Origin of the sequence: Paraburkholderia sp. BCC1886 (assembly GCF_900996245.1) — a bacterium.
Classification (GTDB): domain Bacteria; phylum Pseudomonadota; class Gammaproteobacteria; order Burkholderiales; family Burkholderiaceae; genus Paraburkholderia.
This window is the reverse complement of sequence record NZ_CAAJGK010000037.1, coordinates 145,065-161,239: the sequence shown is the minus strand read 5'-3', so window position 1 is coordinate 161,239 and position 16,175 is coordinate 145,065. Positions and strand designations below refer to the sequence as shown.

The following is a 16,175-nucleotide window of genomic DNA, read 5'->3' as shown; positions in this document are numbered from 1 at the left end:
AAACGCCGGTGCGCTTTGCAGCGCACCGGCGTTCTTTTATGTCGATTCCTTCGTCAGGCCGGGCGGGAATGCAACCGCCCGCTAGCCTGCCATGGCCTCGCCGCGCGGGTCGGGCGCGAGCCACTGTTGCGCCTTGCCCGCGCGCAGCGCTTCGGTAAGCGCCTCGAGCGGCATCGGCTTCGCGATGTAATAGCCTTGCGCATGCGCCGCGCCGATTTCGCGCAACGCGGCCAGCGCCGCGACGTCTTCGACGCCTTCCGCGACCACGCCGAGATCGAGCGACTCCGCCATCCGCACGATGGCGCGCACGAGCGCCCGCGTGCGCGGACTCGATGTCAGTCCGAAGATGAACGACTTGTCCACTTTCAGGCCGCTGAAGCGGTACTGATGCACGTAGCTGAGCGACGAGAAGCCCGTGCCGAAATCGTCCAGCACCACCGACACGCCGTGATCGGTCAGACGCTGCATGGTTTGACGCGCGATCTCCGGCTCCGCGATCAACGCGCCTTCGGTCAGCTCCAGGCAGATTCGCGACGGCGCGACGCCGTGCTGTTGCAGCAGCGCGAGGATATCGTCGGCGAAATCCTCGCGCGTCATGCTGTAGCTCGAACAGTTCACGTGCACCGGCGGCCAGCCGGCATGCTCGGGCTGCGCGAGAATCGCCGCGACGCTGTTCAGCATGTACAGGTCGAGCCGGCCGATCAGCCGCATGCCTTCCATCGCGGGGAGGAATTCGCCGGGCGCGAGCAGCCGCCCGTCCGGCTGCCGCCAGCGCACCAGCGCTTCGAGCGCCGTCAGACGGCCGGTGACCGTGCAGACGATCGGCTGGAAGAACGGCACGAGTTCGTCGTCGCGTTTGAGCGCGCTGCGCAGCGCGCCTTCGCGCTGCATCTGGTCGGACACTTCGCGGCGCAGTTCCTGGTTGAACACCACGTAGCTGTCGCGTCCGCCGTTTTTCGCGCGATACATCGCGGTATCGGCATCGCGCAGCAGGTCCGCGGCTTCCGTGTGAAATTGATGCTCCGCCGTCACGATGCCGATGCTGCACGACGAGAACACCACGTGGTCGTCGATATGAAACGGCAGGTCGAAGGCGGACAGGATGCGCTCCGCGACCGCCACGGCCGCTTCGAGCGAGCCGGCCGGCGAGAGAATCGCGAACTCGTCGCCGCCGAGCCGCGCCAGCATGTCGCCCTCGCCGAGACAGTCGCGCAGACGCCCCGCCGCCAGCACCAGCAGTTGATCGCCGAAATGATGACCGAGACTGTCGTTGACGACCTTGAAGCGGTCGAGGTCGAGAAACATCACGGCCAGTTCATGACCGAAGTCACGATGCTCGATCCATTCCGCGCCGAGCCGCTCGAGCAGATGGCTGCGATTCGGCAAGCCCGTCAGCGCGTCGTGATAGTTCTCGAACAGTAGTTGCGCATTGGCCCGGTCGAGTTCACGCGTGCGGTCCTGCACGCGGGCTTCGAGTTCAAGATTGGACGCATGCAGCGCGTCGGCGGCGCTGCGTCGCGACAACGCGGTGTCGATATGGCGCGATACGAACGTCAGCAGTTCCTGATCGCGCGCGGTGTACCGCACGTCGTCCGAATAGCTTTGCACCGCCAGCATGCCGCGCACAATACCGCCTTCGAATAGCGGAATGCCGAGCCACGAACGCAGATGAAGCCGGTCGTGGTCGACTTCGATCCGGCCTTCGCGAATCAGACGCTCGGCTTCTTCCCGATCGAACAGACAGGGGCGACGCAGCGCGATGACATACTCGGTGAAGCCGCGCTTGTAACGCCGCGGGCGCGGCTGTTCCTGAACCAGTTCGTCGACGTAATACGGAAACGACACGGTCGCCGTTTTCTCGTCGTAAAGCGCGATATAGAAGTTATGCGCGTACAGCAGTTCGGCCACGATGCCGTGCAAACTGCGAAAGAACTCGACCATATCGCCCGACGCGCTGGAGAGTTCCGCAATCTTGAAGAGCGCGGCTTGCAGATGCTCCGCGCGCTTTCGTTCCACCACTTCCTGGCGCAGCGCGGCGTTCAGTTCGGAGAGTTCCGAGGTCCGGCGCGACACCGTGTCTTCCAGATTCGCGCGGTGAAGGATCCGGTCGAGCGCCATTGCGACGTGACGCGCGACTACCAGAAACAACGCGCGGTCTTCCGCGCTGTAGATACGCGACACGTCGTACACCTGCATGGCGATCATGCCGAACACTTCGTCGGAAGCGTTCTTGAGCGGCGCGCCCATCCAGAATTCGGGCCGGTCGCCGACGCAATGGAAACGCCCTTCCGACTCGGCCTTCAGCATGTCGGCGGCGTCGATCAGCAACGGTTGTCCGCTCGTCAGAACCTGACCGGTCAGCGAGAGGCGGTTCGGATCGAGAATGTCGTAGCTCTCCGATTCGAGCGCTTCGACGTCGATGACATCGACGTAATAGGGGTAGGTAATGCGGCGGGTTTCCGGCTCGTAGAGCGCGAGATAAAAGTTCTCCGCGTCGATGATGGTGGCGAGTTGCCGGTGCACCGCATGCAAAAAAGCCGAACGCTCGCGGATCGAACTGGCGATATACGCGATTTCGTAGAGCACGCGTTGCGTGTTCTGGGCCCGAACCAGTGCATCGGCCAGCAGTTGAAGGCCTAGCGCATTGGCGAATGCGGCGAGGGCTTCGTCCTGGGTTTCGTTGCCTGGGTCGTTGCTTGCGTCGCTATTTGCGTCGTTATTCGCGTCGGCCCGCGGCGCGAGCAGCCAGCCTTGCGCCTTGCCTTCACCGCCCGTCGGCCAGCCTCTCAAGCCACGCGATTCGCAAAACGCGTTGAACGCGTCGGGGGATATCTGCTCCGGCCACACAGTCTCCGTTTCCGCATGGGCGGCGAGCCGCAACGTCGATCCCGCCCGGTACCACGCCCAGTCGCGCGCGCGAATGCGGTTGCGTGAGGCTTCTAACAATGTGTCGATAGAAGGCGTCGCGGCGATCGGCATGGTCGGGCCGGGCGCCGGATAGACGGCAGCAGCACCTGGCCGATCGTTTTGATTCTCGTCCGGCAAATCGTGGTCCCCGGAAACACTCTTCATTAGCGCTCCATGCAATCAGTCATTTGCATGCATCCCAAACCGAATGACGAGGCACGCGCATTTAACAATTTGCAATTCGCTTGCCCATGAAATGTTTACGGCACGCGGCAAAGGCGGCTTTAGAAAGTCTTTCGCATTTTGCGTGTCGTTCGTGTCGTGCTTCTTGCGGCCATGCCGATCATAGCGCACCGCGCAAAGCGGAAATTTATAGCGGGTGGCCGCGCCTGCTCGTGACTCTCACTCAACCGGTGTTGAATTCTTTGCGTTGGAGCGATGCTGCGCCGGTCGATACGCTTTGGACCGTTGCGGGTGTCGCCCTGACAGCCGACCAGCAGCGAATCGACATCTCATGAAACAAGACCTTTCTATCGTGCTGTTGCACGCCACACCTGTCGCCATGGCGCCGATTCACGACGCCTTCACGCTCGACTGGCCGCAGGCGCGCTTGACCAATCTGCTGGACGACGGCTTGACTTCGGCGCGGGGCACCAGCAAAGACCTGAGCGCAGCGTTGCAAACACGTTTCGTGAATCTCGTGCGCTACGGTTACGAGAGCGGTGCGGATGCCGTGCTGGCGACGTGTTCCGCGTTCGGCCCCGCAATCGAGGCCGCCGACGCCGCGCTGCCGGTGCCGGTGTGCAAGCCGAATACCGCGATGTTTCGCGACGCGCTCCTGCAAGGCAGGAACATCGCGATGATTGCAACGTTTGCGCCCGCGTTGCCGACCATGGTGACGGAGTTCTTCGAGGAGGTGTCGCGCGTGAACCCGGACGCAACGCTGGCCACGTTCGTGGTGGACGAAGCCATCGACCGCTTGCGGGCCGGCGACACGGACACGCACAACCGGCTCGTTGCGGAGAAAGCTGCGAGCCTGCACGGGTATGACGCCATCATGCTGGCCCATTTCTCCACCGCTCAGGCACTCGACGCGGTGAAGCGCGTCGCGAGTTGCCCGGTGTTTTCCGCACCGCGCAGCGCGGTGGCGGATTTGAAGCGCCGTCTGGAATCAGCCCAATGAGCCGTCGTGTTTCGCTGATGAGCACGCTCGCAGTTAAAGCGGCGCTGGTCGACACGATTGTTCCCAGGTTCGTGGCGCGCACCGGCATCGACGTGCAATGTGTTTTCGATCCCACGAATGTGTTGCAACAACGCGTGTCGCATGGCGAACGAGCCGACCTGCTCATCGCGACACGAGCTTATGTGAATCAACTCGCTCAAGAGCAAACGGTGGTTGCGTCGACGGCGCGTGCGCTGGTTAGAACGGGTGTGGGCGTGGCGACGATTTTGAACGCGGATGCCTCAGCGGGCCGCCCAGCGTTGAAAACCATCGACGATCTGCGTGAACTTCTGCTGTCCGCCAAGTCCGTCGCCTATTCGAAAACCGGCGCGAGCGGTGTGTACTTTGCGTCGCTGCTCGACAAGCTCGGTATTGCGGATCGGGTCAACCGACGCGCGACGATCGTCGAAAAAGGCTTTACCGGCGAGTGCATTCTGCGCGGCGACGCAGACATCGCCATTCAGCAGATGAGCGAACTGGCCATGATCGCCGGCATAAAGATCGTCGGACCGCTCCCGGACGACGTGCAGTTCTATACGGATTTCCACGTCGCGATGTTTTCCGGGCGTGCACAAGCTATTCACGGTGCGCAATTACTGGAGTCGTTGTTCAGCGACTCCGCACGCGATGCTTATGAACGGCTCGAGCTGACCGTTCTGTGAGCCTCGCCTAATCGACATGGAACAGGAAACACCATGCAGCAGACACCCAGTCAACTCATTACGCCCGTCACCGTATTCGGCGATCTCGCTTTCGTGAGCGGCCAACTGCCGCGTGAAGATGGTGTACTCAAATATCGCGGCAAGGTCGGCGGCGAAATATCCGTGGAAGAGGCACAGCACGCGGCCGCGTTGTCCGCGAAAGCCTGTCTCGATGCGCTATCGCTCGCGCTGTCCGGACTCGACCGGATTGCGCAGATCGTCAAGATAACCGGCTTTGTCGCATCGGAAGCCGAATTCACGGGACAGGGTGCGGTAATAGACGGCGCTTCGCGCGTGCTGATCGACACGCTCGGCGAGCGCGGCAAACACGCGCGCAGCGCAATCGGCGTGCAGCAACTGCCGCATGGCGCCGCCGTCGAAATCGAAATGATCGTGGGATTGAAATGACTGCTGCGACCGGGTCGAAAAGTTCGCACGGTCCCCGTCGCGGCGAGATTCGATTTGCCGCGAATCTCAAATGGCTATTCACCGAGCTTTCGTTTCCCGATCGATTCGAAGCCGCTGCATCGAGCGGCTTTACTGCCGTCGAATACGCTTCGCCTTATGAATACGATCCCGCGGTGTTGCAACGTGCGTTGCAGAAATGGAACCTTCAGCAGGTGTTGATCAACACGCCCGCAGGCGATGCGGGCACGCTGGGCGTCAACGGATATGCGTGCATTCCGGGCTATACCGAGACCTTCCGCAGTGGCGTCCACCGCGCGCTCGACTATGCAAGCGCATTGAACTGCCGCTTGATTCATCTGATGGCCGGCAGAATGCCGGCGGGTTGCTCGCAGTCGGAAGCGGAAGACGTTTTTCGCGCGAATCTGGTTTGGGCCGCTGAGCGGGCCGCAAATTGCAACGTGACTTTCGTACTGGAGTGCCTGAATCAGCAGGACGCACCGGGCTACTTTCTTTCGAGTCTCGACCACGCGAGTACCTTCATACGCGAAATACCGAAACGCAATGTCAAACTGCTTTTTGATTTCTATCACGCAGGCATGAGCGGCGTGAATCCGCTGGACGCGTTTGCCAGGCACCGCGCCGACATCGCGCATATTCAGGTCGCAGATGTACCGGGTCGACATGAACCCGGCACCGGCACGTTGCCCTGGGCCGCCATTGCACGCGCCATTGCACGCGCCGATTACCCAGGCTGGATCGGCTGCGAATACCGGCCCGAATCCACCACCACCGCCGGTCTGCACTGGCGACGCGAATTCAGAAAATCGTTCGAAGATTAGCCAGTTCGAGTTCGGTGCGCAGCCACTTTTCGAAGACATCGGCTTCCGCGGAATTGCGCAGACTCGACGAGCGCAGCAGATAGTACGAGATGTTCTCGACACAACATGCCGGGTCGGGAAAAGGCTCGATCAGGCGGCCATCGCGCAACTCCTGCTCGGCCAGAATCTCGCTTTCGAGCACCACGCCCAGCCCTTCTACCGCGGCTTCGATCGCCATGGCGGAACGGTCGAGCCACAAATCGTGCGCGGGCTTCACGACGAAATTGCCGATGCGACGAAAGTACTCGACCCAACTCAACGGATTGTTCGAATGAATGAGGGTCGCTTTCGCCAGATCCTTCGGGCTTTTCAGGCGCAGTTCGCGCGCGAGTTGCGGACTGCACAGCGGCCTGAGACGCTCGACCAGCAGTGGCTCGGCCAGCTTGAGACCGGGTGTCTGGGGGCCGTGCGCAATTGCGATGTCGTAGCGATTCGCGTCGAGTTCATGCGTATGAAGCGTGGCAAGCCGCACCCGGAACAGCGGATTGGCCTTCAGAAAGGTCTGCAAACGCGGTTGCAGCCACTTCACCGAAAAGCTGTTGGGTACCGCGATCGAAAGATGACCGCCCCATGACTGCGGCGCAATCAGGCTGGTTGCGTTCGCAATCAGGTCGAATGCCTTCTTCACTTCGACTGCGTAAGTCCGGCCCGCGACCGTAGGCACCGCGCGTCCGGCGTGCCGTTGAAACAGCGGCACGCCGAGAAACTCTTCGAGTTGCTGGATGTGATGACTTACCGCGGACGTGGTAATACCGATCTCGTCCGCGCCTTGCGTGAAGCTGCCATGCCGCGTCGCCGCTTCGAAAGCAATGAGCGATTTGAGCGGAGGAAAGCGCGCGCGGCGCGTGTCCGAAGTCGACTCGACTTCGTCCTCCGTCTCCTTCTTTTTCGGACCGGTCCTCATTTACGCTCTCGTCGCAACTCGATGTCGGCAAGCATAAAGCATTTGCCTGCCAAGAAGAAAAGCGCGCGCCGATTGCCGTCAAGCCAGGCAGGCTTCGAAGAAAGTCATGAGTTCGGCCGCCAGTTTCTGCGGATGCTCTTCGGGAATGTAATGCCCGCAATCTTCGATCACGCCGCCGCGAAGATTCTCGCAAAGCGGCTTCATCAACTCATGAATGGTCGGCGCGCTGCCTACGTCGCCGCCCAGCGCCAGCACCGGCGTCGTGATGCGACTGGCGAAGCGTTGCTGGTTCTGCCGCATATCTTCTTCCACGGCACGGTAATAGCCGAGCATGCCGCGCAGGCCGCCGAGCGACGCGTAGGCCTTCACATACTCGTCGATATCGGCCGGATCGAAAGTCGTCATGGCGTTAGCGGTCTTCTTGTTGAAGAACCATTCGATCAGAATGCGCTCTCGTCCGGCAATCAGCGCTTCCGGCAGATCGTCCACCGCGTTGAAGAGAAAATGCCAGCTCTTCCAGTTCGAAGGCGCCGTGACCGACACTTCGGGTTTGAGCGTAATGCCCGGAATATTGCCGTCGATAAAGACGACGCCGTCGAGATCCGCCGCATACCGATGCGCGTACGGATAGGCGATCCACGAGCCGATGTCGTGCCCGACGTAGAAGTGCCGCCCGACACCCAACGTCCGTAGCAGATCGTGAATGCGGGCGGCCGCGGTTTCCGTGTCGTAACCGCTCATCGGTTTGTCCGAGTAGCCCTGGCCCGGCAGATCGATGGCGATGGTGCGGTAGGAACCCGCCAGCAGCGGCTGGACGCGGCGCCATGCATAAGCAGTCTGCGGAAAGCCCGCAATCAGAACTACCGTCGGGCCGACGCCGCCATCGACGAGATGAAAGCGGATATCTCCGCTGCGAACGAAGCGCCGCTCGAACGGCTTGCCGCCAAGATCTATCGTGCCTGCCATGTCCGTTTCCTCGGTGGAAAAAGTGGAATCATCTTACGGCCTCCGGGCGCGTTGCGTGAGTTCGCCGGATTGACGCGGATAATGATCCGCGACGAACTGCGGACTGATCAGGCCGGCTTCGAGATCCGCTTCGATGCTTTGCAGCGGCCGGCGTGCCGGGTCGCCATAGCCGCCGCCGCCCGCATCGCGAATCTCCACGACACCGCCGTCGGGAATCAGTACCCGCGCTTTAGGATCGGTTTCCACGCCGTCGACAAAAATAAACCGGTGCGCGCCGGCGCGAGCGCCCGCAAAACCCTTCGCCGCAATTTTGGTGCGCGACGCCATGAAAGACGCCTCGAGTGCGTGACCCGTGTCGTTCCTGATCGCGAAGATCTGGCCATTGCCGCCCTGAAACTCACCGGGGCCACCCGAGTCTTGCAAAATCTCTTTTTGCAGGAACGTGCAGCCGATCTGCTGCTCCCAGAACTCGATCGACCCGCCGATGATATTGGCCGGCGCGGGCAAGGCCGGCCTTCCGTCATAGCCTGCGAGCGCACCGTAGCCGCCGGCCGAAAAGTAGATCGACGAATAGTGCTTTCCCGCGCGGGTCTGTCCGCGCAGGTTCATCTGGAACACCATGCCCGAGTCGGCCTGTACGTCGTTCGGAAAAGCATCGGCCAGCGCATTGAAAATCAGCGGGCCGACGAAATGGCCGAACACGTGCCGCGCGCCGGTCGGGTTCGGTCTGAGCGCATTCAGAATGCAGTTGTCGGGCGCTTCGATCGCGACGAAGTCCAGAATGGCCTGGTTATTCGGAATGTTCGGCGCGACCAGCACCTTCGTGCAGAAATAGCAGAACGCCCGCGTATAGCAGATCGGCACATTGACGCCCCGCGCGACCACTGGGTCCGTGCCGGCGAAGTCGTAAGCGAAGCCGCTTTCGCTCAACGTGACCGTGACGGAGAGAGAAATGTCGGGAAAGTCCTTGCCGCCTTCCACGGGTATCGTGGCTCGATAAGTGCCTTTGGGCATCGACTGCAGCTTCGCATTGATCGACTTGCGGGTGAGCGCGAAGATCGCATCGGCCGCGTCGGTCGTCGTGGACAACTCGTGCTCGGCGAGAATCTTCACGAGCCCCTGAGCGCCGACATTGCACGCGGCCACATTGCAATAGATGTCGCCCAGCACGTAATCTACGGTGCGAACATTGTTCCTGATGAAGTCGAATACGAAGCGGTTCTCGACGCCGGCTTCGAACAGCTTGACGGGTGGCAGCGAGAAGCCTTCTTCGTACACGTCTTTCGCGACCGAGCCCATGCCGACACCACCGACATCCGCGAGATGCGAAACCGTCAGGCAATAACCGGCAATGCGGCCTTCGTAAAACACCGGCTTGACGACGTTGATGTCGAATGTATGACCCGTGCCGATCCATGGGTCGTTGGTGACGATAATGTCGCCGTCGCCCAATCCGGCAGGGTCGAACACTTTGAGAATATGGGCGAGCGTACTCGGCCCGGTGCCCGTGAACGACGGCACGCTCGTCGCGCCTTGTGCGATCAGCTTGCCGCGTGCGTCGAAGAGCATGCAGGAAAAATCGCCGCTCGCTCGCACCATCGTCGAAAAGGCGGTGCGCTCCATGGCCGACACCATTTCGTCGGCGACGGAAACGAAGCGCGACCAGATAATCCCGGCGTCCACCGGGTCCATGCTGACTGGAGAATTCACGACTTGAGCTCCGCAATGAGATCCAGCGTCGAAGCGATACGCGCTTCTGCAAAGGCCGGAATATAGATAGTGGTGTCGTTTTCTTCGACGAGCGCCGGGCCGGCGCACTGCCAGCCGACCGGCAACGCGTAGCGGTTGAACACGGGCACGGAAGTCCAGACTTCGGTTTCGCCATTGCTGATGAAGCAGGACCGCGACTCCTTTTCCAGCTTCGCGTCGGGCGTCAGCGCGTCGTAGGTGTACTCGCGCACCGACTTGAGATGCTCGGGCAACGAGACCTCGACAATCCACGTACTGATCTCGATGCCATAGTCGGGAAAGTTCAAGCCGAAAATGTCTTCATAGGCGGCGAGGAACTGGCTGCGAATGTCGGCGGCGTTCAGGTAATGGCCATCATCCCCGGATATTTCCACCGTCACTTCCGAGTCCTGCCCCTCGTAGCGCATTCCGAGTTTCACGATGCTCCGCGCGCCGCCGCTCACCAGTTGGCTCGCGTACGGTTCGGCTTGCACGAGTTGCGCGACTTCTCTTGCGATCACTTCGTCGCTCACGTCGGCGAGGCTCATCTTGCGCGTTTGCTGCAGGACGATGCCCTCGCTGCTCGCAAACTGTCCCATGGCCGACGCCACGCCTGCGGCAAACGGAAAGATCACGCGTCGAATCGACAGAAGTCGTGCAATCGGCAAAGCGTGAACCGGGGACGAACCGCCCGTGCAAACCAGCGTCGCGCGCCGATAGTCGACGCCGAGTTCCGCGGCATGCACGCGGAACGCACGCGCGACGTTCTCGTTGATCGTGCGGTGAATGCCGACCGCGGCGCGCTCCACGGAGATATCCAGCTGCTCGGCGATATTCCGCTGAATCGCCTGCTTCGCTTCGACTTTCGTTGCGGCGATTCCGCTATTGCGGAAGTTCTGCTCGCCGAGAAAGCCCAGGAAAAGATTGGCGTCGGTCACCGTCGCCTGCGTGCCGCCGCGCGCATAACAGGCGGGACCGGGCACCGCGCCGGCGCTTCGCGGCCCGACGGCAATCGCGCCGCGCTCGTCGATCTCCGCGATGCTGCCGCCGCCCGCGCCGATTTCGATCAGATCGAGTGCCGGGATCATCAGCGGAAAACCGCTACCCGCTTCGAATGCGCCTTCGCGGGCCACTTCCAGACCCGCTTGCACATCGACCTTGCCGGCAATCAGGAACGCGCCCTTTGCGGTGGTGCCGCCCATGTCGTAGGCGAGTACCGTCTCGTCCAGGTCGTCGGCATGGCCGTCGCGCAGCGCATTGCGCGCGGCGATTTCTCGCGCGGCCAGCACGCCTGCGGCGGGACCGGACTCGATCAGGCGAACCGGTGCGCGTACGCAGTGGCCGATGGGGAGCGGCAGGCCCGACGACGTCATCATCAGAAGCCGGCCGGTAAAGCCCGCTTCGTTGGCGCCCTGTTCCAGCCGGCTCACGTACTGACTCAGTAGAGGCTTGGTGAACGCGTTCACCGCACAGGTCATCCAGCGCTCGTATTCGCCAGAACGGGGAGCGAGCGCACTGGAAGTCGAGACGACCGCGTCCGGGAAAGCTTCCAGAAGCCAGCCTTCCACGAGTTGTTCGTTCGCCGGATTCTGGAAAGCATGCAGGAAGCACAGCGCAAAATTCTTCACGCCGGTTTCTTCCACCAGACGGCGAACCTCGGCGATGAGTTCGGTCTTGTCCGGTCGCTGCACGACGTCACCCGTGTACGCAATGCGCTCGCGCACCGGGATTTTCAGCCCGTGACGGGTTAGCGGTTTCGGAAACGCGAGCCTCAGCGTCGACACGTTGTAGCGGTGCTCACGGCCCGTTTCCAGCGTCGTCCCGAACCCTTCGGTATGAAGCAGAATGAAATCGTGCCCCTTGCGCTCGATGACCGCATTGGTAATCACCGTCGTCGCATGCAGAAAGACATCGCAATCGGACAGGTTCAATCCAGCCGCATCACGCAGATGCTCGAAGCCGGTAAAGATCGCTTCTTCCGAACGCTGCGGGGTACTCAGAACCTTGGCGGTCGTGACACGCTTCTTCTCGCTGTCCAGCAGGACGAAGTCGGTAAACGTTCCGCCGATATCGACGGATATAGCAAACCTGGACGTCATTGTTTTTTCCATTGTTAATGTGCCAAACCCAGGCACAGACCTCACGCATTCATTTCAGGCCGAGATGCGTAGGCAACCAGAGCGCAATCTGCGGAAACGCGATCAATGCGATGCCGAACAGAATGAGCAGCACGAGGTACGGCAGCGTGGCCTTCGTAATTACCGCGAGCTTTTCGCCGGTAATGCCCTGAATCACGAAGAGATTGAAGCCGATGGGCGGATGCACCTGAACGATCTCGACGGCGATCACCAGAAAGATGCCGAACCAGATGGCGTTGAAGCCGGCGGCCAGCACCATCGGCAGTACGATAGGCAGCGTAATGACGATGATCGAGAAACCTTCGAGAAACGAACCGAGCAGGATGTAGCCGAGAAACAGCACGAACAGCAAAGCGAAGGGCGACAGATGCAGTTCCTGCACGAAGGCGGCGGCCGCCTGCCCCACGCCCAGAAACGCGGACGCGCTGCCGAGAATGGAGGCGCCCAGAATGATCAGCGCGATCATCGAACAGGTCTTGACCGCACCGAGCCCGACTTCCTTCAGCTTCGCGAGACTCAGGTCGCGCTGGAACGTCGCGATTGCGAGCGCACACACCACGCCGGCCGCCGCGGCTTCGGAGGGCGTGACGAGACCGCCATACATGCTGCCGAGCACCGCGACGATCAGCATCGTGACCGGCGCCAGATGTTTCAACGAAGCCCAGCGCTCACGCCATGTCAGATTGGCGAAGCTTTCCTCTTCCGGTACGAGGCTTTTGTTCCAGGTCGTGTGAATCATGATCCACGCCATGAAGCACGACGCGAGCAGGATGGCCGGCACCAGGCCGGCCGCGAACAGCTTCAGGACCGATACCTGCGCGAGCACCCCATACACAATCATGATGTTGGACGGCGGCACGAGAAAGCCGAGCGTACCCGCGCCCGCGAGACTGCCCATCGAGATCCGCTTGTCGTAGTGACGGCGGTTCAGTTCGGCAAGCGTGACGCGGCCCACGATCTGCGTGGTCGCCGCGGACGAGCCCGAAATCGCGGCAAAAATCGAACAGCCGATCACGTTCGAATGCAGCAGCTTGCCGGGTAACAGGCTCGCCCACGGCGCGAGTCCCTTGAAGAGCGAGGTCGAAATACGCGTGCGGAAAAGTATCTCGCCCATCACGATGAACAACGGCAGCGCGAGTAGCTCCTGCGTCGTCATCACGTTCCACGCGTATTGCGCGATCAGCCGGTCGACCGGAATGGAACGGAAGATAAACAGGGCGAGCGAACCGGTGATCGCCAGTGTCAGTCCGACCCAGATACCAATAGAGAGGCCACCGAACAGCAGCGCCGCCATCGTCGTCAATATGGTTGCCATTTCACTTACCTCTGCGGGTTCGCCTGGCGGCGTTCACCGGATCATGTTCTTGTCTTCGACGGGCTCGTCCAGCAACAACTGGCCGAGACGCGCGAGCAGTTGCAACGCCAGCAGCAACGCGCCGAATGCAACGAACGCTTTGGGTATCCACAACGGCGTGCTGCTGGCCAACGAGCGTTCATCGGTCACGAACGACTGCCAGGAGAAATGCGTCATGGCGATCGAGAAGAACGTCGCGAAGGCGAAGCCCGCCGCCGCCGACAGGCCCTCCAGCAGCTTGAGCACCGCCGGCGACGCGTTGGACAGCAACACCCTGACGCGAATGTGACCGCCGGCACGCAGTGTCAGCGCGGCGCCGAACGTAAAGGTCACCGCCATCAGATACGAGCTGTACTCCCACGCGATCGGAATGTCCCTGGGTAACCAGCTCACCACGGCCGACAGCGTGCGCACCACGATGCCGGCGATCATCAGCAGGCAGAGCAGCAACAGGCAAAGGGCGCCGAGCCAGCCGTCCAGCCTCGCCAGCAGATCGATGGCGTTCAGCGTTTTCTTCACGAACGCGCGTCCCTTCGAGCTCGCGACGGGTGCGACGGTGTCGATATGTTCCATTGGCTTTTCCCTCCCTACGTCCGTGGGTTTGACAGGAAAGACGTGACGGTTCACTGCTTGCCGACTGCGCTCAGATAACTCTTGAGTAGCGGCCTGGCCGCGGGCACCGAGTCTTCGAATGCCGTCCACGTCGGCTTGGCTTTGGCCGCCATTGCACCGCGAACATTGGCGGGCGGCGTATAGATTTCCATGCCCTTCGCCTTGAGCGTCTCGAAGTTCTTGCCGTCTTCCGCTTTCGCCGCGTCCCAGAACACGGGCTCGAGTCGCGCCGCGAGTTCTTCGATCGCCTTCTGGTTTTTCGGGCTGAGCTTGTTCCACGCGTCGAGATTGACCGACACGCCTTCGAAGTTCGACTGCCAGTTGACGACGTTGCAGACCTTCTGGAAGTCCCAGAACTGACCGTCGACCGCTGACGAAGTCGACGTCGACACGCTGTTGATCACGCCGGTCGACAGCGCGGGCACCACTTCTCCCCAAGGGATTTGCGCGGGCGATGCGCCGAGGCTGCGGAAAAAGTCGCTGCCGTTGCGGTCGGTCGTGCGGATCTTCATCGTGCCGAAGGTGTCCGCATTCGACAGTTCGACTTTTGAAAACACGTTCTGGCCGGGCCACGGAATCGTGAACAGCAGCTTCTGGTTGAACTTCCTGAATTCGGCGTCGTAGTAGGGCCTCGAGATGGTGCGGAAGGTCTTCATCTCGTCGAAACCCGACACCAGATACGGGACCGACGAGCCGCCCAGAATCGGCGAGATGCCCACTTGCTGCGCGAACTGGAACGAGCCGATGGGCACGAGTCCATCGCGAATCACGCCGAGCATTTCCGGGCCTTTGAAACCGAGTTGGCCGCCCGCGTGAATATTGATCTTCACTTCGTTGTTGGTGGCCGCGGCGACACCGGCGGCAAACTTCTCGTCCAGCTTCGTCTGGTAATTACCCGGTGCGTTGGCGGTGGCGAAATCCCAGTCCACTGCGAACGCGGAGGTTTGCATCGTCAACGCACCGGTCAACGCCAGCAGTGCACCGAGTTTTTTGAGTCCGTTCATGTCGATCCCTTAACGAAAATGAATGCGATGGCGGCGTGTGTCATGCGCCTGTTCCTGATCCGCAGTCAGATTAGTTAGAGGGGTAAAGCGCTGCCAGTTGAAAAAAGAAATGATGTGTTGAATGAAATTCAACGGGTGAGCCGGACTCACCGGGCGGCGTTGTATGATTGTCGCGCCGCGCGCGCTCGTTCGCGGCGCGGTCCCGTGCACTGCACGGCAGTTCGAAACCCCCACTTCAAGCGGAACACACGCTGTATGAATATTCGCCAGGTGGCCCGTATCGCGGGAGTGTCCACTGCAACGGTTTCGCGAGTCATCAACGGCACCGGGCCGGTGAAACCGGAGACCTATGAAAAGGTGATGCGCGTGGTGCAGCAGGAAGGGTTTCATCCCAACCTGCTCGGTCAGAAGTTGAGGAATGCGCAAACAGGCATGCTGCTGGTGCTTGTTTCCAGCATCGCCAACCCGTTCTGCGCGCTGACAGTTCGCGGCATCGAGCACGAAGCCGAGCGGCGCGGCTATCACATCCTGTTGTGCAATTCCGAATCGAATCCCGAGCGCGAAAAAGCCTATCTCGAACTGCTGCGCGGCAAGGTGGTGGATGGCGTCATCACGATGGACGCGACTACGCGAACCGCCGCGCTCAAAGAACAGATCGGCGACCGCCCATGGGTCCAGTGCGGTGAATTCGAGCCCGGTGTCGCGCCGTATGTGTCGATCGATAACCATGCTGCGGCGCTTGCCGTCGTGGCTCATCTGGTGGCATCCGGCCGCACGCGAATCGGCCTGATCGGTGCGAAGGGCGAGTACATGTATGCGCGCGAACGTGAACGCGGCTATCGCGATGGACTCGCCGCGGCAGGTTTGTCGTTCAGTAAGGTCGAGCATGCGGACAGCGTGACGGAGTTTGCCGAAGGCTCGAAGGCCTATGCGGCAATGCATGCACGAGGCGAATCCTGCGATGCGGTGTTTGCCATCTCCGACGTGCTGGCATGCGGCGCACTTAACGCCGCGACGCGCGCCGGTCGCCACGTCCCGGGCGATCTCGCAATAGTCGGATTCGACGATCTGCCCTACGCGGAGATCACCTCGCCCATGCTTACCACCGTGCGTCAGCCCATGTTCGACCTGGGCTCGAACTGCGCCCGTCTATTGGTCGATCAGATCGTCGGCGAGGAACGGCACGACGGCGGCGTCATCCTGCCGTGGGAATTGATCCGTCGCGGTTCCGCCTGAAATCCCCTGTTCCTGCACTAGCGTAAACCACGATCGCAAACAATTTTGATCGAATTATGTAACGCGTTACACTCCATTTTGGTACTCGTGTAACGCGTTACATTTACAACTGAGAGG

General features: G+C 61.2%; 13 protein-coding genes. 5 read left to right on the top strand and 8 right to left on the bottom strand.

All coding sequences use genetic code 11. The features are described 5' to 3' along the window. Positions 1 to 81 precede the first annotated feature (81 nt). Entirely contained in the window at positions 82 to 2,979 is a 2,898-nt protein-coding gene (locus FQ746_RS07185) for an EAL domain-containing protein (RefSeq protein WP_409932377.1), read from the bottom strand. 442 nt (positions 2,980 to 3,421) lie between these two features. Between FQ746_RS07185 and FQ746_RS07180 the strand changes: the two genes are divergently transcribed. From FQ746_RS07180 to FQ746_RS07165, 4 genes are read left to right on the top strand one after another with little or no spacing between them, the layout of a single operon-like run. After that, positions 3,422 to 4,090 (top strand): arylsulfatase, encoded by a 669-nt coding sequence (locus FQ746_RS07180; RefSeq protein ID WP_144108244.1) that lies wholly within the window; start codon positions 3,422 to 3,424, stop codon positions 4,088 to 4,090. After that, positions 4,087 to 4,791: a molybdate ABC transporter substrate-binding protein gene (locus tag FQ746_RS07175; protein WP_144108243.1), complete on the top strand. Its 705-nt coding sequence runs from the start codon at positions 4,087 to 4,089 to the stop codon at positions 4,789 to 4,791. Before FQ746_RS07180 ends, FQ746_RS07175 begins: the two co-directional genes overlap by 4 nt. A gap of 33 nt (positions 4,792 to 4,824) precedes the next feature. Next, complete coding sequence (locus FQ746_RS07170; protein ID WP_144108242.1) at positions 4,825 to 5,238, top strand: RidA family protein; 414 nt, start codon at positions 4,825 to 4,827, stop codon at positions 5,236 to 5,238. Next, positions 5,235 to 6,077, top strand: coding sequence for a hydroxypyruvate isomerase family protein (locus FQ746_RS07165; protein ID WP_144108241.1), 843 nt, complete (start codon positions 5,235 to 5,237; stop codon positions 6,075 to 6,077). Before FQ746_RS07170 ends, FQ746_RS07165 begins: the two co-directional genes overlap by 4 nt. Here the strand turns inward: FQ746_RS07165 and FQ746_RS07160 are convergent. The 7 genes from FQ746_RS07160 to FQ746_RS07130 all read right to left on the bottom strand — a co-directional run bounded on the left by FQ746_RS07160 (position 6,055) and on the right by FQ746_RS07130 (position 14,822). After that, positions 6,055 to 7,020 (bottom strand): LysR substrate-binding domain-containing protein, encoded by a 966-nt coding sequence (locus FQ746_RS07160; RefSeq protein WP_144108240.1) that lies wholly within the window; start codon positions 7,018 to 7,020, stop codon positions 6,055 to 6,057. The two genes, FQ746_RS07165 and FQ746_RS07160, sit on opposite strands and share 23 nt — an antisense overlap. Before the next feature lie 78 nt (positions 7,021 to 7,098). After that, positions 7,099 to 7,986, bottom strand: coding sequence for an alpha/beta fold hydrolase (locus FQ746_RS07155; RefSeq protein ID WP_144108239.1), 888 nt, complete (start codon positions 7,984 to 7,986; stop codon positions 7,099 to 7,101). A 33-nt stretch (positions 7,987 to 8,019) separates the two neighbouring features. Beyond that, a complete protein-coding gene (locus FQ746_RS07150) occupies positions 8,020 to 9,696 on the bottom strand; it encodes a hydantoinase B/oxoprolinase family protein (protein ID WP_144108238.1) in 1,677 nt (558 codons plus the stop codon). Next, positions 9,693 to 11,813, bottom strand: coding sequence for a hydantoinase/oxoprolinase family protein (locus tag FQ746_RS07145; protein ID WP_186310663.1), 2,121 nt, complete (start codon positions 11,811 to 11,813; stop codon positions 9,693 to 9,695). Before FQ746_RS07145 ends, FQ746_RS07150 begins: the two co-directional genes overlap by 4 nt. Before the next feature lie 49 nt (positions 11,814 to 11,862). Then, positions 11,863 to 13,167, bottom strand: coding sequence for a TRAP transporter large permease (locus FQ746_RS07140; RefSeq protein WP_144108236.1), 1,305 nt, complete (start codon positions 13,165 to 13,167; stop codon positions 11,863 to 11,865). Between the two features lie 33 nt (positions 13,168 to 13,200). Next, positions 13,201 to 13,779: a TRAP transporter small permease subunit gene (locus FQ746_RS07135; protein WP_144108235.1), complete on the bottom strand. Its 579-nt coding sequence runs from the start codon at positions 13,777 to 13,779 to the stop codon at positions 13,201 to 13,203. A 50-nt stretch (positions 13,780 to 13,829) separates the two neighbouring features. Beyond that, positions 13,830 to 14,822, bottom strand: coding sequence for a TRAP transporter substrate-binding protein (locus tag FQ746_RS07130; protein ID WP_144108234.1), 993 nt, complete (start codon positions 14,820 to 14,822; stop codon positions 13,830 to 13,832). A gap of 255 nt (positions 14,823 to 15,077) precedes the next feature. Between FQ746_RS07130 and FQ746_RS07125 the strand changes: the two genes are divergently transcribed. Beyond that, positions 15,078 to 16,058, top strand: a complete 981-nt coding sequence (locus FQ746_RS07125; protein WP_144108233.1) for a LacI family DNA-binding transcriptional regulator — start codon at positions 15,078 to 15,080, stop codon at positions 16,056 to 16,058. Positions 16,059 to 16,175 lie beyond the last annotated feature (117 nt).

Bases quoted from the DNA above. Each gene is read 5' to 3' on its own strand.
- FQ746_RS07135 (WP_144108235.1), bottom strand. From the start codon at position 13,779: ATGGAACATATCGACACCGTCGCACCCGTCGCGAGCTCGAAGGGACGC.
- FQ746_RS07160 (WP_144108240.1), bottom strand. From the start codon at position 7,020: ATGAGGACCGGTCCGAAAAAGAAGGAGACGGAGGACGAAGTCGAGTCG.
- FQ746_RS07125 (WP_144108233.1), top strand. From the start codon at position 15,078: ATGAATATTCGCCAGGTGGCCCGTATCGCGGGAGTGTCCACTGCAACG.
- FQ746_RS07170 (WP_144108242.1), top strand. From the start codon at position 4,825: ATGCAGCAGACACCCAGTCAACTCATTACGCCCGTCACCGTATTCGGC.
- FQ746_RS07165 (WP_144108241.1), top strand. From the start codon at position 5,235: ATGACTGCTGCGACCGGGTCGAAAAGTTCGCACGGTCCCCGTCGCGGC.
- FQ746_RS07180 (WP_144108244.1), top strand. From the start codon at position 3,422: ATGAAACAAGACCTTTCTATCGTGCTGTTGCACGCCACACCTGTCGCC.
- FQ746_RS07185 (WP_409932377.1), bottom strand. From the start codon at position 2,979: ATGCCGATCGCCGCGACGCCTTCTATCGACACATTGTTAGAAGCCTCA.
- FQ746_RS07155 (WP_144108239.1), bottom strand. From the start codon at position 7,986: ATGGCAGGCACGATAGATCTTGGCGGCAAGCCGTTCGAGCGGCGCTTC.
- FQ746_RS07145 (WP_186310663.1), bottom strand. From the start codon at position 11,813: ATGACGTCCAGGTTTGCTATATCCGTCGATATCGGCGGAACGTTTACC.
- FQ746_RS07130 (WP_144108234.1), bottom strand. From the start codon at position 14,822: ATGAACGGACTCAAAAAACTCGGTGCACTGCTGGCGTTGACCGGTGCG.
- FQ746_RS07175 (WP_144108243.1), top strand. From the start codon at position 4,087: ATGAGCCGTCGTGTTTCGCTGATGAGCACGCTCGCAGTTAAAGCGGCG.
- FQ746_RS07140 (WP_144108236.1), bottom strand. From the start codon at position 13,167: ATGGCAACCATATTGACGACGATGGCGGCGCTGCTGTTCGGTGGCCTC.